Annotated in this window: 23 protein-coding genes; 14 read left to right on the top strand and 9 right to left on the bottom strand. The window is 37.5% G+C overall.

Features of this window, described 5'->3' with window-relative positions; translation table 11 throughout:
• The first annotated feature begins 2 nt into the window (after positions 1–2).
• Positions 3–1,472, top strand: coding sequence for an Asp-tRNA(Asn)/Glu-tRNA(Gln) amidotransferase subunit GatB (gatB, locus tag WC906_02340; GenBank protein MFA5777254.1), 1,470 nt, complete (start codon positions 3–5; stop codon positions 1,470–1,472).
• A 67-nt stretch (positions 1,473–1,539) separates the two neighbouring features.
• On the opposite strand, the gene WC906_02335 is transcribed toward gatB, so the two are convergent.
• The 5 genes from WC906_02335 to WC906_02315 form a co-directional block, all read right to left on the bottom strand.
• Positions 1,540–2,037, bottom strand: a complete 498-nt coding sequence (locus WC906_02335; GenBank protein MFA5777253.1) for an NYN domain-containing protein — start codon at positions 2,035–2,037, stop codon at positions 1,540–1,542.
• Positions 2,038–2,162: 125 nt separating this feature from the next.
• Entirely contained in the window at positions 2,163–2,432 is a 270-nt protein-coding gene (rpsO, locus tag WC906_02330; GenBank protein ID MFA5777252.1) for a 30S ribosomal protein S15, read from the bottom strand.
• Between the two features lie 100 nt (positions 2,433–2,532).
• Positions 2,533–4,986, bottom strand: a complete 2,454-nt coding sequence (gene gyrA / locus WC906_02325) for a DNA gyrase subunit A (GenBank protein MFA5777251.1) — start codon at positions 4,984–4,986, stop codon at positions 2,533–2,535.
• A gap of 20 nt (positions 4,987–5,006) precedes the next feature.
• On the bottom strand, positions 5,007–5,381 hold the full coding sequence (locus tag WC906_02320; protein MFA5777250.1) for a hypothetical protein: 375 nt from the start codon (positions 5,379–5,381) through the stop codon (positions 5,007–5,009).
• Between the two features lie 5 nt (positions 5,382–5,386).
• Entirely contained in the window at positions 5,387–6,043 is a 657-nt protein-coding gene (locus tag WC906_02315; protein ID MFA5777249.1) for an MBL fold metallo-hydrolase, read from the bottom strand.
• Between the two features lie 110 nt (positions 6,044–6,153).
• Between WC906_02315 and WC906_02310 the strand changes: the two genes are divergently transcribed.
• The 3 genes from WC906_02310 (at position 6,154) to WC906_02300 (ending at position 7,676) form a co-directional block, all read left to right on the top strand.
• A complete protein-coding gene (locus WC906_02310; GenBank protein MFA5777248.1) occupies positions 6,154–7,116 on the top strand; it encodes a CapA family protein in 963 nt (320 codons plus the stop codon).
• 167 nt (positions 7,117–7,283) lie between these two features.
• A complete protein-coding gene (locus tag WC906_02305; GenBank protein MFA5777247.1) occupies positions 7,284–7,439 on the top strand; it encodes a hypothetical protein in 156 nt (51 codons plus the stop codon).
• 12 nt (positions 7,440–7,451) lie between these two features.
• On the top strand, positions 7,452–7,676 hold the full coding sequence (locus WC906_02300; GenBank protein MFA5777246.1) for a hypothetical protein: 225 nt from the start codon (positions 7,452–7,454) through the stop codon (positions 7,674–7,676).
• 51 nt (positions 7,677–7,727) lie between these two features.
• Here WC906_02300 and miaA read toward each other — a convergent pair whose 3' ends face one another.
• The 3 genes from miaA to WC906_02285 are packed head-to-tail and all read right to left on the bottom strand — an operon-like array spanning position 7,728 to position 10,083.
• Positions 7,728–8,657 (bottom strand): tRNA (adenosine(37)-N6)-dimethylallyltransferase MiaA, encoded by a 930-nt coding sequence (gene miaA / locus WC906_02295; protein MFA5777245.1) that lies wholly within the window; start codon positions 8,655–8,657, stop codon positions 7,728–7,730.
• Positions 8,630–9,685, bottom strand: a complete 1,056-nt coding sequence (locus WC906_02290) for a MiaB/RimO family radical SAM methylthiotransferase (protein ID MFA5777244.1) — start codon at positions 9,683–9,685, stop codon at positions 8,630–8,632. Before WC906_02290 ends, miaA begins: the two co-directional genes overlap by 28 nt.
• Positions 9,682–10,083, bottom strand: coding sequence for a hypothetical protein (locus WC906_02285; GenBank protein MFA5777243.1), 402 nt, complete (start codon positions 10,081–10,083; stop codon positions 9,682–9,684). Before WC906_02285 ends, WC906_02290 begins: the two co-directional genes overlap by 4 nt.
• Before the next feature lie 74 nt (positions 10,084–10,157).
• Between WC906_02285 and WC906_02280 the strand changes: the two genes are divergently transcribed.
• From WC906_02280 to WC906_02270, 3 genes are read left to right on the top strand one after another with little or no spacing between them, the layout of a single operon-like run.
• On the top strand, positions 10,158–10,481 hold the full coding sequence (locus WC906_02280) for a hypothetical protein (GenBank protein MFA5777242.1): 324 nt from the start codon (positions 10,158–10,160) through the stop codon (positions 10,479–10,481).
• Between the two features lie 46 nt (positions 10,482–10,527).
• Positions 10,528–10,761, top strand: a complete 234-nt coding sequence (locus WC906_02275) for a hypothetical protein (protein ID MFA5777241.1) — start codon at positions 10,528–10,530, stop codon at positions 10,759–10,761.
• 37 nt (positions 10,762–10,798) lie between these two features.
• Positions 10,799–11,116, top strand: a complete 318-nt coding sequence (locus tag WC906_02270; GenBank protein MFA5777240.1) for a hypothetical protein — start codon at positions 10,799–10,801, stop codon at positions 11,114–11,116.
• 165 nt (positions 11,117–11,281) lie between these two features.
• Here the strand turns inward: WC906_02270 and thrS are convergent, their stop codons facing one another.
• On the bottom strand, positions 11,282–13,039 hold the full coding sequence (gene thrS, locus WC906_02265; GenBank protein MFA5777239.1) for a threonine--tRNA ligase: 1,758 nt from the start codon (positions 13,037–13,039) through the stop codon (positions 11,282–11,284).
• Positions 13,040–13,133: 94 nt separating this feature from the next.
• Between thrS and WC906_02260 the strand changes: the two genes are divergently transcribed.
• From WC906_02260 to WC906_02230, 7 genes are all read left to right on the top strand, one after another.
• Complete coding sequence (locus WC906_02260) at positions 13,134–13,349, top strand: hypothetical protein (GenBank protein ID MFA5777238.1); 216 nt, start codon at positions 13,134–13,136, stop codon at positions 13,347–13,349.
• Positions 13,350–13,693: 344 nt separating this feature from the next.
• Complete coding sequence (rsgA, locus tag WC906_02255; protein ID MFA5777237.1) at positions 13,694–14,779, top strand: ribosome small subunit-dependent GTPase A; 1,086 nt, start codon at positions 13,694–13,696, stop codon at positions 14,777–14,779.
• Between the two features lie 264 nt (positions 14,780–15,043).
• The gene (locus WC906_02250) at positions 15,044–16,000 is read left to right on the top strand and encodes a hypothetical protein (GenBank protein ID MFA5777236.1); all 957 of its coding nucleotides are present in this window, start codon (positions 15,044–15,046) and stop codon (positions 15,998–16,000) included.
• Positions 16,001–16,060: 60 nt separating this feature from the next.
• Positions 16,061–16,195: a hypothetical protein gene (locus WC906_02245; GenBank protein MFA5777235.1), complete on the top strand. Its 135-nt coding sequence runs from the start codon at positions 16,061–16,063 to the stop codon at positions 16,193–16,195.
• A gap of 387 nt (positions 16,196–16,582) precedes the next feature.
• On the top strand, positions 16,583–17,029 hold the full coding sequence (locus WC906_02240) for a hypothetical protein (GenBank protein MFA5777234.1): 447 nt from the start codon (positions 16,583–16,585) through the stop codon (positions 17,027–17,029).
• A gap of 153 nt (positions 17,030–17,182) precedes the next feature.
• A complete protein-coding gene (locus WC906_02235) occupies positions 17,183–18,997 on the top strand; it encodes an ABC transporter ATP-binding protein (protein MFA5777233.1) in 1,815 nt (604 codons plus the stop codon).
• On the top strand, positions 18,994–19,512 hold the full coding sequence (locus tag WC906_02230; protein ID MFA5777232.1) for a nucleoside deaminase: 519 nt from the start codon (positions 18,994–18,996) through the stop codon (positions 19,510–19,512). The genes WC906_02235 and WC906_02230 overlap by 4 nt, the downstream gene beginning before the upstream one ends.
• Positions 19,513–19,567 lie beyond the last annotated feature (55 nt).

Here is a 19,567-nt window from a genome sequence, read left to right as displayed (position 1 = left end):
TTATGGCAAAATACATACCAGTGATTGGAATGGAGGTTCACGCGGAACTAAAGACTGCTTCCAAGATGTTTTGCAGTTGCAAGAATGGATTAGGTGAAGAGAAAGAGCCGAATCTGCACATTTGTCCGGTTTGCACTGCTCAGCCGGGAACGCTGCCGTATCCCAACAAACAAGCGATAGAGTTTGTCCAACTGGCCGGACTGGCGCTTAATTGTAAATTGAATCTCAAGAGCAAATTTGACCGAAAGAATTATTTTTATCCCGATCTTCCAAAGGGATACCAAATTTCTCAATACGATCAACCTTTTTGCGGAAAAGGATATTTGGAGGTTAATGAAAAAAAGGTAGGAATTACCAGGATTCATTTGGAGGAAGATACGGGAAAATTGATTCATCCAAGCGGAACCGATTATACCCTAGTTGATTTTAACCGGGCTGGCGTGCCTCTCATGGAGCTAGTGACTGAGCCGGATATTGAAACGGGCGAAGAAGCCAGGATTTTTTGCCAGAAGCTGCGCCAGATTTTCCGTTACCTTGAAATTTCCGATGCCGATATGGAGAAAGGGAATATGCGCTGTGAAGTTAATATTTCGCTTTACAAAAAAGGAGAAGAAAAACTGAGCGGGACAAAGGTGGAAGTAAAAAATATCAATTCTTTCAAGTTTGTGGAAAAAGCGATCGATTATGAGATAAAAAGACAGACTGAAATCTTGGAAAAAGGAGAAAAAGTAATTCAGGAAACGCGAGGTTGGGACAGCAATCGCAGTGCCACTGTTTCTCAAAGAAAAAAAGAATCGGCGCATGATTACCGCTATTTTCCGGAGCCGGATATCCCTCCTTTTGAATTTACTGAAAAATATATCGAAGAAATCAGAAGAAAACTTCCGGAACTTCCCGAAGCCAAAGCCAGGAGATTTGAAGGGGAATTTAGTCTTCCGAAAAAGGATATTGAAATTTTGACGACCGAAAAAGATCTGGCGGATTATTTCGAAAAAGTCGTTTGCGAACTTCAAGAAAAAATAGATTCGCAAGAATTTGAAATTTCTAAAGATAAAGCAGTAAAATTATCAGCCAATTATATTATTACCGAGCTTCGCAAACATCTGGTTGAACATAACGAAAGCATTTGGGATATTGAAATCACTCCGGAAAATTATGCTGAATTTATTGGTTTTATCGCTTCGGGGAAAATTAATTCTTCAGCAGCTCAAATAGTGCTCAATGAGATGTATCGAAATGGCAGTGATCCGTCGCAAGTGATTGAAGAGAAAAATTTAATGCAGATGGAAGACGACGGCGAACTCGAAAAAATAATAGAAAAAGTTTTGAAGGATAATGAAAAATCTGTTGAGGATTATAAAAGCGGGAAAAAAAATGCGTTCCAATTTCTTATTGGACAAGTGATGAAGGAAACGAAAGGGAAAGCAAATCCAAAAACTGCCGCTGATTTGCTTAAAAGCAAACTTGAATAAGAAGCATATCTTCTTGAATACAAAAACAGCAATCAATCGATTGCTGTTTTCTATATCCCGATGAAGATTATATTAAAAACTTCTTTTTGTTTTCAGAAAGATTAGTAAAGTCATCAAGTTCTTCAACCAATTTGTTACTAGTGGATTCGAGAAAGGCCATTCCCTCCACTCGGCAGCCAGTGGTGTTTTGGATATATTTCACGACTGGAATGTAGTCTCCATCGCCGGAAATTAAAACTACTGCATCCAAAGTCTTGGACATCTTAATGGCGTCAACTGCAATTCCCACGTCCCAATCTCCCTTTTTTTGTCCTCCGGGAAAAATTTGAAGATCCTTAGTTTTTACCTCGAATCCTTGTTTGTTTAACGCATCGAAAAATTTTTCCTCTTGTCCTTCCATAGTCTTGATTCCATAGGCAATAGCGCGAATCATTTTTCTTCCCGATGTTGCTTCTTCTAGAACTTTTTTAAAATTAACTTTTTTCCCATAAAGCACTTTGGCGCTGTAATACAGATTTTGAATGTCTACCAAAACGCCAACCCGCTGTTCTAAAAATTTCGCCATAACTACAAACTTACAAATCAAGTACAAATATACAAATTTGCAAGAGATTTGTGACTTTAATTATTTAATAAAAATAAAGACAGGAATAAGCCTGTCTTTATTATATCATAGTATTGAAATTTGATTTATCCTTTAAGCCCTAGTTTTTTAATAGTGGCTTTATACATCTTTTCGTTGGTCTTTTTGAGGTATTCCATCAGCTTTCTTCTTTTGGAAACCATCTTGAGAAGTCCGCGCCTGGAATGAAAATCTTTGGCGTTTTTCTTAAGGTGGCTGGTTAGTTTTTTGATTCTTTCGGTGAAAAGAGCCATTTGATATTCCGGAGAACCGGTATCTTTTTCGTGTCTTTTTACCTCTTTAGTCGCTTTGTCTTTTTGCTTGTGGTTTAGAGCCATAGCGTTTGGGCGAAACATTCGTTGGGAATACACCTCAACCAATGTTTGCTATTAAATTAAATTATTGAATTTATATTCTAATCTATTATTGAATTTTTGTCTAGAGCACTGCCATAGCGGAAACTTTGTCGCCGGAGCTTGGCTTCATAATGCGGACTCCTTGCGTAGCGCGACCTAGAACTGAAACGCTCTTGAGAGGAATTCTAATAATCTGTCCCTGAGCGGAAGTAATGAGCATATCAACCTCAATATCATCAACATTAACCATTTTAGCAGCGACTAATTTTCCGGTTTTAGATGTAACACTGGAAGTCTTTATCCCGCTTCCTCCGCGTTTTTGAATTTTGTAAAACTTAAGATCAGTTCTCTTGCCAAAACCATTTTCAGAAATGATGAGAATCTGGTTTCCTTTTTGATTTTTGAAAACTGAATCCATCCCAACGACCTTGTCGTCTTTCTTGAGCTTGATGCCTCTAACTCCAGCTGCATTTCTTCCCATGGCGCGAACGTCTGATTCCTTAAAATGAATAGCTTGGCCTTGAGCGGTGGTTACGATAATTTCGTCAGTTCCGGTAGTGGGTTTCACCCAATTAAGCGTATCTCCCTCGTCTAGTTTTATGGCAATAAGTCCGGAACGCCGTACATTCTCAAAATCTTCAATTTTAACCTTCTTAACTGTTCCATTCTCAGTAGTCATAAAGAAAAATTTATAGCCATCTTCCTTATTGAAAGCGATCATTTCGGTTATTTTTTCCTCTTGGGAAAGCTGGAGAAAGTTGACGATAACTTGTCCTTTAGCGGTTCTTTGGGAAAATGGAATTTCATAAGCTTTAGTCTGAAAAACTTTTCCAGTATTAGTGAAGAACATCAAGTTGTCATGAGTCATCACGCTGGTAACTTGTTCAATCAAATCGCCTTCTTTGGTAGTAGCGCCAATTACTCCTTTTCCGCCTCTCTTTTGAACTTTATAAGTATTCGGATCCATTCTTTTGATATATCCGTCTTGAGTCATAGTAATAATAGCTTCTTCATTTGGAATCAGATCCTCCTGCTTGAATTCTCCAATCCCGCCTTTGATTACTCTAGTTTTTCTTTCGTCCCCATATTTTTCTCTGATTTCAATAACTTCTTTTTTCACTATTCCTAATATTTTTTTGGTGCTTTTCAGAAGGTCTTCGAGATCAGCAATAATATTTTTCTTTTCCTTAAGTTCATCTTCGATTTTCTTTCTTTCCAATCCCGCCAAGGTTTGGAGCTTCATTTCCAAAATAGCCGTTGATTGCTTGTCGGAAAGCTTGAATTTTTTCATCAAATTATCGTGAGCAATTTCCTTGGTGGCGGATTTTTTGATAGTTTCAATTATGGCGTCAATATGATCCAGCGCTTTTTTGAGTCCTTCAAGAATATGAGCTCGATCTTTGGCTTTTTGAAGATCAAACTTCGTTCTTCGGGTAATGACAATTTGTCGGTGTTTGATAAAATGTTCTAGAATTGCTTTTAAGTTGAGAATTTGTGGCTCAATGCCATTAACTAAGGCTAGCATATTAAGATTAAAATTTTTCTGAAGATCGGTATTAGAATACAAACTATTGAGAATTTTTTGCGGGTAAGCGTCTTTTTTTAGCTCAATTACAATTCTCACTCCGTCTTTATCGGATTCATCGCGAAGATCTTTAATCCCTTGAAGTTTTCCTTCCTTAACTAAATCGGCAATCTTAGTGATCATCGTTGCTTTGTTGGTAGCATAAGTTATCTCCGAAATGATAATTTGGAAACTTCCGCTTTTGGTTTCAACAATATCGGCTTTTCCTCGAGTAACAATTTTTCCTTTTCCCATCGAGTAAGCTTCTTTGATTTCTCGGGCGTTATAAATTATTCCTCCAGTTGGAAAATCCGGACCTTTCACAAAGTTCATCAAATCATCAATAGTGGCTTCTGGGTTATCAATAAGAAGGGTGATAGCATCAGCCAGTTCATTGAGATTGTGGGGAGGAATATTGGTGGCCATTCCGACGGCAATTCCCATCGTTCCATTAAGAAGAAGTTGGGGAAGTTTAGCGGGAAGAACGACCGGCTCTTGGTGAGTTCCGTCAAAAGTAGGGATGAAATCAACTGTTTCTTTTTCAATATCAAAAAGCATTTCTTCCGCGATGGGTCGGAGCTTCGCTTCGGTATAACGGTAGGCAGCAGGACTATCTCCATCCATTGATCCAAAATTTCCTTGTCCCCAAACCAATGGATATCGCATTGAAAAATCTTGGGCCAAGCGAACCATTGATTCATAGACCGCGCTGTCTCCGTGCGGATGATATTTTCCCAGCACTTCTCCAACGACGGTAGCGGATTTTCTAAATTTGGCGCTGGCGCGAAGTCCAGTACTCCACATTGAATAGAGAATTCTTCGGTGGACTGGTTTCAGGCCATCTCTGACGTCTGGAAGGGCGCGAGCAACGATGACGCTCATTGCATAATCCAGATATGACTGCTGAACTTCTTCGACTATTTGGCGAGGTTGGATATTTTCCGGTTTTTTCTCCCTTATCTCTTCTTTCATAATGATTGTTAATTATCTTTTTATTGTTTTGGGGGCAATGTTTTGTTTGATTTTTCGTTTGGCGGAACGGGAATATTTTGAGTTGGCTGGATCACTTCATTTGTTAGATTTTGTCCGCTTGTTGAATTTTGCAGTTCGCTTGGCTGTGCATCTCCGGCCATTTCATCGATTGAAGGAGCGGTGTCTTTAAGCGATTGCATTTCATCCAAATTTTGCTTGATGTCAGGCAAAGCGCTGGTGTCTGTCGTTGGAATTTTTTTTATTGATTCTCCCAGTGAAAAAATCCAAATTATTATAATAAAAAACATTGAAATTGAAACAAGGCTCCAAACATATTGAAGTCGAATGCGTTCCGGCTTTTGGCGTATTTCTTCAATTTTTTTGTTTATATCCATAAGCTTCATTCAACGCTCATAATAATCACTTCCATATTCTTATCTTCTAAATCCTTCTTTTTTATATTTATTTTAGAAGATTTTTCTTTTGGGCAATTTCCCATTTCATCGCAAAACTTTTTTTCAGTATCAATATCGATTGTCGATCCGTTCATTTTATAATGCATAGGAACTACAATTTTTGGTTCTATTTTTCTAACTAGCTCTGCAGCTTTTTCTCCGTCCAAAGTATATTTTCCTCCAATTGGAATAAAAAGAATATCAACAGCCATTTCTTCCATTTGATTTGAAGTCAGTTCTGTTCCCAAATCTCCCAAGTGGCAAACTTTAATGTCTTCGGAGTCTATTGTAAAAACGGTATTTTTTCCGCTTTCGGCTCCTTCTTTGGCGTCATGAAAAGTGTCAATTCCGACAGCGTTTATTCCTTTTATGGCATATTCTCCCGGAGTGTCAATAATAATCGGATTTCCTTTTAGGGCTTCAATATTATTGTGATCATGGTGCTGGTGAGAAACGAATACAATATCAGCTTGTCCTTGAGGAGGACGAAAACCAACCGATTTGTCAAAAGGATCGAAAAAAATAGCAATGTCCTCCGTGGCCCTTCCAGCCGGCTTGGTGGTTATTTTAAAGCAAGAATGGCCGTAATATTGGATATTCATAATTGATATAAGCTTAATTTACTAATCAAGTTTATCATAGAAAAAACCTCTTGTCGAGGACATTTTTTGATAATCTGCTATAATTATGTTACTAAAATTAAACCAAAAGAATGACTTATTTTAAAGTAAAAACAGCAGTTTTGTTAACAGGGGCTTTATTTTTGTCCGGTTGCTCATTTTCTGGTGTTAGCTTAAATAATAGCGCTAGCAAAGTACGAGAAAAAGCTTTAAATAAAACGCAAGAAATTGTAACAAAAGAAGTTTCCGTACTATTTGTCGGAGATTTAATGTTTGACAGATATATCAGAGAAATTGCAGTAAAAAGAGGAAGCGACTTTATTTTTGAGAAAATAAGCAGTTTTCTAAAAGAAAGTGATTTCATCGTGGCAAATCTTGAAGGTCCGATAACTGATAATAAATCAGTAAGCGTTGGAACAATTCCCGGAGAAAAAGGACATCTTTCTTTTACTTTTGACAAAAGTTTAGCGGAAACCTTGTACAAGCAAAACATTAAGCTGGTGAATCTCGGCAATAATCATATTCTAAATTTTGGAAACAGCGGGCTTTTGCAAACAGAAAATTATTTAAAAGAAAGCAATATTGATTATTTTGGCGATCCGGAAAATAATGAAAAAAATTATATCATCAAAGAAATTAATGGAATAAAAATCGGATTTGTCAGCTACAATCAATTTGGCAAAAGCGCAGAAGGAACGGTTGATGATATAAAAAATATACGCGGCAAAGTTGATATTATTGCGATTTATGGGCATTGGGGGAAGGAGTATGAAAAAAATCCCAGCGACAACATTAAAAATTTAGCGCATAGCTTTATTGATGCCGGAGCGGATTTAATTATCGGATCCCATCCGCATGTTATTCAAAGCGCAGAAGATTATAAAGGAAAGAAAATTTATTATTCTTTGGGAAATTTTATTTTTGACCAATATTTCAGTACCGAAACGCAAAAAGGATTGGCGGTTAGAGTAAAAATAAATCCTGATAATAAGAATCTTGAATTTCAAGAAACAGCTTTGTTTATGGACAAAAACGGACAGACGAAGTGCTATTGACACGATTTATTAGGAAGAGTAAGATAGAAAAAATGCCTGAAATCAAATGAACAGAAATAATCATATCAAAAAGTTGGAAATTTTTAATAAAGCGAAGTAATAGTCGTCCCAATGGGGCGATTTTTTTTGGCTCTTTGACAACAAAAGAATTAAAAAGAGGTGAGGACATGGATAACGAAGAATTCTGCTCCTTTAAAAAAGATGGATGTCTGGTGCCTTCGCATTCCGATTGGACTTGTTTTAAAAGCGATGAGAAATTTTGCGGGATAGCTGTCTTGATTAAAGAAAGACAAAAAGAAAAAGCTAAATCAGATAACGAATAAAAGGAGGTGTTTATGTCAGCAAAATGGCCGGAATTTTTAGCGAGATGTAAGTGCGGGGAAATTTTGGTTAACGAGGGAGGGTTTTCTTCTTGGATAAAATCAGAATCCGTGCTCAAAGCAGTATCTTCAAAAGATATGCCAAGTGGTTTGTGTCCTGGATGCGGCGGGGATCCAAATATCCCAGTAGGCGCTTTCCTTCATCCACGTTTTTACCAAGAGGTGGATTGGGAAAGATAACATCAACAACAAAAGAGCCGGAATAGCATTGACTTTCCGGCTCTCATCATTTTATAAAATATTTTTTTTAATTTCTTTTTCAATCTCTTTATAATTTTTTAACCAAACAATCCTTTTGTCTTTTTTGAACCAAGTCATTTGACGCTTGGCATAATCTTTTTCCGCTTGATAAACTTTTTCAAAAAGTTCTTTCTTGTCTATTTTTCCTTGTAAAAATAAAGGAATCCAGAAATATCCCAGTCCGAAAGATTGAATTTTTTTCCAGCTCAAGCCTGATTTTCGGAGTTTTTTAACCTCCTCAATCATTCCTTGTTTAAAACGTTTTTCCAGACGTTTTTTAATATTTTGATGAAGTTTTTCCTTAGGGATATCAATGCCGATTTGGATAAAATCGTATTTGATATTTCCCTCACCCCACCCTCTCCCGGAGGGAGAGGGGGTTGGGGGGAGAGGAGGAACTTTTCCAATCGCTTTGCAAATTTCAATCGCTCGGATTAGGCGCACTTTGTTTTTAGCGTCGATATTATTTACTCTTTCCGGATCCAATTTCTGAAGCATTTTGAATAATTTTTCCGTGTTTTCTTTCTCAAGCCTCTTTCTTAATTCTAAATTCGGTTTCACTTCCGGGAAATCAACATCATCGACAATCGCTTTAATCCAAAATCCGGTTCCTCCGCAAATTATGGGAATTTTATTTTTTTTATGTAAGTAATTAATTACGCAATTAGCTTCCTTCTTGAATTTGAAAACATTATATTCAGTTTTTGGGTCAATAATATCAATTAGCCAATGTTTTGCTAATTTCTGCTGAGCTTTTGAAATCTTGCCTGTTCCCACATCCATTCCGCGATAAATTTGCCGGCTATCGGCGGAAATTATTTCACCGTCATATTTTCGGGCAAGCCTAATCGCTACCTCCGATTTTCCGGAACTAGTTGGACCAAGTATTACAATTATTTTATTTCTGCCTCTAGGTTCCATATGTTTGCTTTAATTATTTTCACTTTCACAATTTTTCCAACCAAACTTTTTCTTTTAGAAATTATTTTAACATTTTTCATCGTTCGGGTTCGTCCGAAATAGACATATTCTGAAGTCGGACTTCCGTATCGAAGTCCGACTTCGATACGATCTACCAAAACTTCAAGTGTTTTATCTAGATATTTTTGGTTATTTTTAAAAGATGTTTTTTTGAGAATTTCATTGAGATAGTTTTCTCTTCGGGATTTTTCTTGTTTGGACACATTATCTTTCATTTTCCAGGCGGCTGTTTCCGGTCTTGGCGAAAATTGACCGAAATATACCATATCATATTTCACTTTTTTCATCACTTCAGCCGATTTTTCAAGTTGTTTTTTCGTTTCACTAGGAAAGCCGACGATTATGTCGGAAGTGATTGAATATAAAGCTCCAGGCTTATAAAGCTTAAAAGATTTTTTTAGCTTATTTATTAATTGCAAATACTGTTTGGCTGTATATTTTCGGTTCATTTTTTGAAGAATCTTGTCGTCTCCGGCTTGGATGGGAAGATGAATGTATTCGCAGACTTTCTTTAATTTCGTGGCAGTTTTAATTAGTTCATCAGAAAAGTCTTTGGGATGATTACTGACGAAACTGATCCAAAAATTTCCTGGAATAGCGTTAATCTTTTTTAATAATTCTGAAAAATTAGCGCCCTCACCCCACCCTCTCCCAGAGGGAGAGGGGGTTGGGGGGAGAGGGGAAACATAAGAGTTCACATTTTGGCCCAGTAATATTATTTCTTTATAGCCTTTTTTAATTAATCCTTTAATTTCTCTTATAACTTCTTCTGCCGGTCTTGAAACTTCTCTTCCTCTGGCATAGGGAACCACGCAATAGGAACAGAAATTGTTGCAGCCGGTCATTATCGGCACAAAAGCTTCATGAGTATTTATATGTTTGGGGTGGATGGAGAGATAAGCGATATTTTCTTGGCTTGGCGTATTATTTTGTGCCGAAATTTTCAATTTACAATTTTCAATTTTCAAAAAATTTTCAATTTACAATTTTCAATTTTCAAAAAATTTTCAATTATCCAATTTTCAAATTTATTAAAATTATTAATTTCAAAAAATATATCAACTTTATCCTTTAATCTTCTCTGAACATCTTTGCGATGAGCAAGACATCCGGTCAAAACAACCTTAATTCTTGATTCATGATTCTTAATTCTAAGATTATGCACTTGTCCATAAACCCGGTCTTCGGCCATTTGGCGCACTCCGCAAGTGTTGAAAACAACCAAATTGGCTTCATTGATACTTTTTGCCGGCTTAAACTTTTGCGATTCCAAAAAGCTCGCAATTCTTTCCGAATCACTGATATTCATTTGACAGCCGAAGGTTTTGATGTAATATTTCATTACTGTTCTTTGATATAAGATCATAGTAAATCATAACGGAAACAAGCCCTGAAATCAAGGGTTAATCATTTCAGCCGAAAAGGCGAAAGGGGGACGATATGATGCTATATAATTTTTTCTTTGGAGGGTGGCTCTTGGGGGTAGCTTCAAAAGGAATAGTGTTGCTTGCAATGGGTATGATAATTTTTGTTATAGCTGTTGTGAAGAGTAACAAGAATAAGTTCAGACAATTGCAAATCGGCATTGTTGCGATGATTGCTATTATGGCTTATTCTATCTTATCTTCCATTGCTATTTTTTTTCATTACCCGTTGTCTACTGTAGACGTTTTCGTTGGAATAGCACTGGGAGCCATGGCTTTGTTTTTGCTGTGGATGGTCTTTTTTGTTTCCAGAATAAAGAATGAGGTGAAGGCTTCTTAAAGAAATAAAAGAAAAAAACTAGCCGAAAATGCGAAGGAGGATCGTGATGGCAAAAAAAATTACTCCAAAAGAAGGGGAATATTGGCAACGGAAGAGGTTCTTTCCTGAAGGAGGTCTGGCTGACATTGATACCGGGATCGTTTATGTAGATCCTGATAGCAAAAAATTGATGTATGGATCATTTCATTGGCCTCCCAAGGAAGTGTCAATCGATATGGTTCATGGAAAAAACAATTGGAACAGGATAGTTCCTTCGGTCTTCAAAGATAAGAACGGTTAATCAAATTTCAGCCGAAAAGGCGAAGGAGGTGATCAAAATGAATTATTCGACAGTGCCGATTTCTGAAGATGCTTTGCGGGAAGCATTTGGCCATTCTTGTAATGTGGATGGAGCGGATGTCCTGATATTTTTCAAGATGCGAGACGGGCAAAGAAAAGAAGGTATATTGCGCGATATAACTTCTAAAGGTTTTTCTTTTCTGTTGCTCAAAAAGAAAGATGAGCACGTTCAACGTGAGGCTGTCAGCTACGAGGATGTTCTCCAATGGGCGGTTTTGACTAAAGTGGAAATAGCCAGGGAATATCAAAAGCTTGCGAATGCTTTTGAGTTCCTTGGAGGAGAGATGATTGAGTAAGAAGAAGCGGACGGTTCCGAATGGAATCGCCCGCTTTAATTTTTTGTCATTCCTGGCTTGACCAGGAATCTACGGAATCGATTAACGCAAGATTATACAATATAGAATAAAGCTGGAAATATTCGCAAGTGTAGATTCCTGCTTTCGCAGGAATGACAAAGTTGATCATTTCTTCTCCCCTATTTCTTTCCTAATACTTTCAATAAATTCTGGAGATTTCAAGACGGTTTGCTCTTTGCTGTCTCTGGAACGCACTGCGACGGATTCAGATTTTTCTTCTTTTTCTCCGACTACCAAAATGTATGGGATTTTTTGTTTTTCGGCGTTTCTGATTCTTTTTCCCAGCGATTCGTCGGAGTCGTCAATTTCCGCGCGGATATTATTTTGTTTTAATTCTTCCAGAATTTTGTTTCCATAATCATTAAATTTTTCCGAAACCGGAATAATTTCCACTTGAATCGGAGAAAGCCAAAGCGGGAAAGCGCCGGCAAAGTGTTCAATGAGGAGCGCCAAGAATCTTTCATAAGATCCTAGAATAGCCCGATGAACCATTACCGGATTAACTTTGTTTCCTTTTTCATCAGTATAAACCATATTAAACCTTTTCGGAGTGGCGAAATCAATCTGAACTGTCGGGATTTGAATTTCTTTCCCTAGCGCGTCTTTAAACATAAAATCCAATTTTGGTCCATAAAGAGCGGCTTCTCCCTCGCATCTTTTTGCGTTGAGATTCATTTCATCCGAAACTTCTTGTAATATTTTTTCACATTCATCCCAGTCGCTTGTTTCTCCAATATATTTTTCCGGATGAGCGTAATCTCTTACGGAAAGTGAAATCCAATTATTTTTCCACATTCCCAAAGAAGAATAGAAATCTCGTATTATGTTAACCATATTTTTTATTTCATCTTTGACCTGGTCAACTTTGCAAAAAGTATGTCCATCTTCAACCGTAATGGCGATAACGCGGCTAAGTCCGCTAATTTCTCCCGGTTTTTCAGCGCGGTATTGCTTCTCTGATTCCATATAGCGGATAGGCAAATCGCGATAAGAGCGGGGTTTTGAAGCGAAAATTTGAATCTGATGAGGGCACTGAACCGGTCTCATAACATAATTTTGCTTATGCCTGGAAGTGACGTGAAATAGTTCTTCGGAAAATTTTTGAGCGTGTCCGGAAATTTCGTATAAATCTATTTTAGTTAAACAAGGCGTCTTTACCTTTTGAAATCCATAGCCGCGGCAGATTTTTTCCACTTCTCTTTGTAATTCATCGATAATAATTGTTCCTTTGGGAGTAAAAAGAGGAAGTCCCGGTCCGACCAGATCTGAAAAGCAAAAGAGATCTAATTCTTTTCCTAGTTTTCGATGGTCTCTTTTTTCCGCTTCTTCCATCTGCTTCAAATATTCTTTCAGTTCATTTTTGTTTTCAAAAGCCAAGCCATAGATTCTCTGAAGCTGTTTATTTTTTTCATCGCTTTTCCAATACACTCCGGAGATTCTGGAAAGCTGGAAAGACTGGGGATCTATTTTTCCGGTGGAATCAAGATGCGGTCCTTTGCATAAATCGACAAACCCATTGATTTTATACAGGCAAACTTTTTTCTCCCCAGCTTCTCTCAAATCATTAATCAATTCGACTTTATAAGGTTGCTGGGCTTTCGCGAAATCATCCTCCGCTTTTTTAATTTCTGCACTTGCTTCTTCTATTTTGTAATCAGCCTTTATTATCTCTCTCATTTTTTCTTCCAAAATCGGCAAATCTTCGGGAATGAGAGTTCTCGGCAAATCAAAATCGTAGAAGAATCCGTTTTCGGTGGCTGGTCCGGTTCCGAATTTCGCTTCCGGAAACATTTCTAGGACGGCAGTAGCCAGAACATGAGCTAATGAGTGGCGAATGGTCTCGAGGTTGTTTTTTGTTGACATAAATTTTGATTAAGGTTTATATGATTAATTTATATTTCTATTTTAGCACTTTTACTGATATAATTCTTTCACAATATTATAAGGAGGTGTTTCGATGAAAGAAAAAGAGGTTATGGAGACAAAGTGGTTCTTTTGCAATCTTTGCGATAGGCTGTTGCCCGTAGCAAGGGAAACAAAGAAGCTGTATCATCGTCAGAGTGAAGAAAGTACAGCCTATGACGAGAAATGCAACGGAAGCGACCAACCGGCTAATGAATTCGGAAAGGAGGCGAATTCAGAGGTGTATGAGTATGAAGTTGCGGATAAGTAAAAAGGCCCGTCCAAAAATATAGAAAATAACTATACTTTGGGACGAGGCCTCTTTTTATTCCTCGCGGTTCCACCCAAATTTTCGCCTCTTCGGCGAACGCTTTTTGCACCTATGACGCCAGTAGCTTGCGGAAGCTTTACCACGTTAGCCGATTTCGGTTCTTACGTGGTCGATGGGCGGTTAATCCATCTACTGTTTCACTTATTATAATATCGAAAATATCGATTTTGGTCAATTTTGTAATGGCTTGTTTTTAAAAATAGGAGTGATAGGATTAAAAGAGGAAAAACGGTTAAATATCCAACAGAAAAATAGAGGCTTCTATGGAGGCCTCTAAAAAATATATGGAACCAGAAATGAAAATTGAAGATTTGGGATGGGATGAATTTTTTGAATCCAATCGAACAAAACTCGGATTGGATGATTTCGAGGTGGCGCGGGTAGTCGCCCAGCATAGAGGATCATATAAAGTCAGGAACGCGAAAGGAGAATTTCTGGCAACGATAACGGGGAAGCAAAAGTTTGAAGCGACGGGAAGAGAGGATTTTCCGGCGGTCGGCGACTGGGTGGCGATCACAGAAGCAGACAAAGAGCGCGCCGTCATCCATAAAATGCTGCCAAGGAGAACGGTGATGAAAAGAAAATCCAGCGGAAAGAATGAAACCCAGATCATCGCGGCGAATATCGACGTGGCTTTTGTGATTGAGTCGGTCGACCGGGATTACAACCTGAACCGTATTGAAAGATATTTTGCCATTGCGAGAGACGGAGGTATCAAGTCCGCAGTCATTCTTAATAAAATAGATCTAATTTCCCAAGAAGAATTGGATGTGAAAATAGCTGAAATAAAAAACCGGCTAAAGGATGCTGATGTCATCGCGACCAGTACCTTGACCCAAGAAGGTTTGGCGGAGCTCAAAAAATATATCGCCAAAGGCAAAACTTATTGTTTTCTGGGTTCATCCGGCGTCGGCAAATCGTCGCTCATCAATAAGCTTTTGGGAGAAGAAATTATCAAAACCGAAGAGATCGGAACGCTTTCAGGCCGAGGCAAGCATGCTACTACCGGAAGGGAAATGTATTTTTTGGAAAATGGAGGAATTGTGATTGATAATCCCGGAGTGCGGGAAGTGGGAATGGCGGACACAAGCGCCGGCATCGAAAACTTATTTGATGAAATAACAGCTCTTGCCGAAAAGTGCAAATATGCTGATTGCACGCACACCCACGAACCCGGCTGCGCGGTACTGGAAGCTGTCGAGTCAGGCCAATTGGACAAAGGCCGGTATTCAAATTACATCAACCTCAAAAACGAATCCGAGCATTATGAAATGACCAGGCTTGAGAAAAAAGAAAAATCCCGAAGTTTCGGAAAGTTTGTGAATAATGCGAAAAAGAGACTCAAGGAAGTGGGGCATAAGGATTGGTAAAAAAGCATTAAAAATGATGCTTTTGTGCTTGACAACAGGACTCATTTGGTGTATCATTATTTCAAAACAAACAGAAACACAAAGAACTGAAAATTTATGATTTGTCCGACAAACTGAAAAGGACCAAATCCAAAAACTAAATAATTAAATTTTGTTTTTTCAAGAGGAAATTGGAAAGTATGCCGCGACTCGCGTGTATTTTTCAATTTCCTTTTTTGTTATTAAAGCAAACAATGATATTAATTATTAAGTTTTAAAAATATTATGCGCCTAGGAGAAATAAAGCAAAAGATTGATAGGGTTATTTCAGATGACAAAAAATTAACGATTAAAAATGAAGACTTGTATGGAGGTCAAGCACAAAAAGTCTTAAATTATAGAGAAATTATAGACGCCCTCGAGGCAGTTTCTATGATGGATTGGAATGATATTCAGAAGAATGAAATATCAGAGCAATTATTTGATAAATATCCAAAGGATAGTCTATCCTTGGTTCTCCCCGCAGAGGATTTTAATAAATTAAATTCTTTCGTGAGTCGTGTTAACGAAAAAATGCCAATTTTTTATTCTTTGCTGTCGACAATAATTGTATCCCAAAAAGAGCAGGTCATTAATATTAAATTGCCAAAAAAAATAGAAACACTCGAGGATTTATCCGATTTTAATAATCAAATTTCAAGTTTATTCAAAAAATTCCAAATAGACGGACAGTTTGAATTTAAAAAATTTGATAGAGGTACCAATTGGTATGAAATGTATATAGTCGGAATGTATACATATCCATATTTTATTGCCTGTCTAAAAATAGCCCAAGAATATTTTAAAACTAAAGCAGAATATTTCAAATCAATGGAAGCAAAAATAAGCTATGAAACTGCCAAATTATCCCTGGAAAAAGGTAAAACATTGGAATTCGATGATTTTGAAAATAGATGGCTGAAAGAGTTTATAAAGAAAGAAATTAAAACATTAGTTGAAGAGAAGATAAAGGAAACAAACGGAGAATCAAATGAGTCTCTTCAAACTAAGCTAGTAATAGCTACGACGGAATTAATTAAGGAATTAGGAGAGGGAACTGAATTTCATCTTTCATTAAATCCTCCACAATATACAACTGAACAAGCTGGGCAATTAGATATAAATTATAAAAAAATACAATTAAGCCAAAAAATAGAAGATACGAAAAAAAGACGAATTGAATCTCCTAAGAAAGAAAAGTGATAACAAGAGTCGGCAAGTTGGTCGATGCCGATGGAGTTTAAATAAATTAACAAAAAATAAATGCCAAAAGAAAAATCAAGCAGAGAAATGGCGCAATTGGCTGCAAAGCTGATGAAGTCAAAAAACTCTAATGTCAGAAGGCTTGCCGCAAGCGTTTTGACACAGCATGAGCATGAGAAAAAAACAAAAAAATAATTCAATATTTCGTTCGTGCATGCGAAATGACTTATGATGTCGTTGGATATAGAATTTCGATAGCTGAATGATATTACCCACGGAGCATAAGAAAAAGTATTTCAATTGCGACCGAAGAAATTATTTTTTAAGAGCCAGCCCTAAAAGGCTGGCTTTTTTATGAAAATTGACATGCTATGGTTATTGGGAGCAGAAGTGGTAAAATAAAATAGAAGCCTCTATAGAGGCCTCTAAATAAAAATTAGCTCAGTATTAAATGTTAGAATTTACGAATTACAAATTTATTATTGCTATCATTGCAACAGTGCTTACTTTTTTGGGTTTCATCCCATACTTTAGGGATATCTTTAATAGGAAAACAAAACCTCATCTGTATACTTGGTTGATTTGGCTAATCACTCAGGGATATACGGAGGAGGTAAATTCGGAAGCTTCAGTTTGATCGTCGGAATGGTTCTTCTATTCACTATTTTCTTGCTTTCATTCAAGTTTGGGACAAAGGACATCACCAGAAGCGATAAAATAGTCCTGGCATTGGCACTCATTGCCATTGTGATTTGGTGGCAGCTCGATAATCCGATCCTTGCTTTGCTGATGGTTTCGGCAATCGATGGATCAGGATATATCCCCACCCTTCGAAAATCCTTTAAAGATCCTTGGAGCGAAACCATTTCTTTTTGGGCAATCATGTCGGTTGTCGATATATTATCCCTTTTGGCAATCGCCGAATACAACGTGCTAACGGTTACCTATCTCGCAATGAGTCTTGTACTAAATATGGCAGTCGTTCTTGTTTGTGTTTCCAGGAGGCAGGTTATTAAAAAGGCGGAATAATTAAATAGAAGCTTCCATAGAGGCCTCTATAGGTTGTGAATTGTGAAGCAAAAATTATGAATTTAAATCAAAAATATGAACGGGCAAAAAAGTGTCCATAAATAATGGAGTTAAGTCGCAAAAAACGGTTTTTTTTGTTATTATTGAAGTAACATGAAGTTACCAAACAATCCAGCTTTATACTTAGCCCAAAAGATGTGGAAATATTCCAAGGGCAATCGCAAAAGCGTAGTCTTATACGCCATTTTTTTTGTGATAGGCAATTCAATAGCTCTCCTTGTTCCCCTGGCTATAGGAAAGGTATTCAACATAATCCAAGAGCAGGGAGTAAATGCCGGAAATCTGGATTATATTTTTTTACTTTTGGGAAGCACTGTTATTATCAGTCTGGCATTTTGGGCATTCCATGGACCAGCCCGATGCATTGAAATTAGAAATGCTTTCATCGCCAGAGCGAATTACAAGAATCATCTCTTGGAGGGAGTGATGGATTTTCCGATGGATTGGCATTCAAACCATCATTCTGGTGATACTATAGATAAAATAGAGAAAGGGACTAGATCGCTTTTTGATTTTTCTTCGGCTACTTTCATGACGATAGAGGCTATCGTAAGACTGGTAGTTTCCATCACTATCCTGGCTTATTTCAATATCTATTCTCTTCCTGTCGTATTTGTTATGATTTTTACGGCTGCTATTATAATAATGAGATTTGATAAAGTTTTAGTCAGGCAGTATAAAATCCTTTTCGGATTTGAAAACAAGATAACGGAAAAAATATTTGATGTTATCAGTAATATTACAACAGTTATTCTTCTTCGAGCAGAAAAAATGGTAACTAAGGCTATCAGCAAAAAAATCGAAGAGCCATTCTCATTGTTCAATAAAAACCAAAAAATCAACGAAACGAAATGGTTCTTGGTTTCTTGTTGCTCGGTTTCCATGACTGCCTTGGTATTGATGTCATATATATACCAAGGCGTTGCGAGCGGAAGCGTCGTGTTGGTAGGTACACTTTTTATCCTCTATGGCTATGTTGATAAAATCAGTGATATATTTTTCCGATTCGCTGAGCTGTATGGAGAAATGCTGCAACGGAAATCGGCTGTGATGAATGCGGAAGAGATTGCCAATGATTTTTTTAAGGACGAAGAAATTAAGGAATCAATCTTGGGAAAAGATTGGAAAGAATTAAAAATAGAGGCGCTTGGCTTCTCATATCATAGCGAAGATGAGGGCGAGCTTCATCTGGATGGTATTTCGATGTCCATCAGGAACGGAGAAAGAATTGCTCTTATTGGAGAAAGCGGAAGCGGAAAAACCACGCTTCTCAAAATCATTCGGGAATTGTACGTTCCGAAAGCAGCCAGAGTCTTTGTTGATGGACGGATATTGAAAGAAGGGTTTAAAGCGATCAGCGATAGCATCTCTCTCATCCCTCAGGACCCAGAAATATTTTCAACTACCATTGAAGAAAACATTACGATCGGAGTAAATCATTCGAAAGGAGAGATCAAAAAATTTACCGATATGGCTTGCTTTTCCAGTGTTGTCGAAAAGCTTCCCAATGGTTTGGATTCATTTATTTTTGAAAAAGGAGTCAATCTGAGCGGAGGAGAAAAACAAAGATTGGCGCTGGCGAGAGGACTGATGGCCAGCAAAGACAAATCGATAATAATGCTAGATGAGCCGACCAGCTCAATGGATATGAAGAATGAACTTAATATTTTCCAGAATATTTTCCAGGAATTTCCGGAGAAGACCATCATTGCTTCCGTCCACCGCCTGCATCTCTTGTCATTGTTCGATAAAGTTTATTTCTTCCAGAAAGGAAAAATAATCGCTTCCGGAACGCTCGAATCTCTGATTGTCGATTCGGAAGAATTTAGAAAACAGTGGGAGAAAAGCCGGGGAGCGAAAAGAAATAATAAAATAGAAGCTTCTATAGAGGCCTCTAAAAAATTATGAAAGAATTAACTCAATTTGATAAACAATGTTTTGCTACGGCCATCAAAGTCGCTGGCGAAACTTATGCGGAGGGAAATTATCCGGTTGGTGCTGTCTTGTCTATTGGAGATGAGATAATTGATGTGGCTGGAAACGAAATAAATAAACAAAAATCATTCGTTAGCCATGCGGAAAATAATTTGATAATTAAAAACGGAAAGCTTATTCATGATGCCTTCGAACAAGGGAAAACCGTGTCGCTTTATAGCACGCTTGAACCATGTATACAGTGCCTCGGTGCATCCGTTACCAGTCACATCAGTCGCATTCTGTTTATCGAAAAAGATCCAAATGGCGGCGCTTGTGATTTAAAGCACGACAACATAGGATTATTTTATAAAGAATTTTGGCCGGAAATAAGACATTGTCATTTTACCGATGAAGTGAAACAAATAATGATAAAATATTTTCACGGAGAGATTAAAAAAGGAAACATACAATGGCCGCAAAAAATGCTTCAGCTGTTGAAGTGGTAAAATAGAGGCTTCTATAGGGACCTCTAAATTAGCTTTTAGCATTTAGCTTATAGCT

Source organism: Parcubacteria group bacterium, from assembly GCA_041657845.1.
Classification (GTDB): Bacteria; Patescibacteriota; Minisyncoccia; order Moranbacterales; family JAKLHP01; genus JAKLHP01.
The sequence above is the reverse complement of the archived record's forward strand: the minus strand, read 5'-3'. Positions and strand labels throughout refer to the sequence as shown.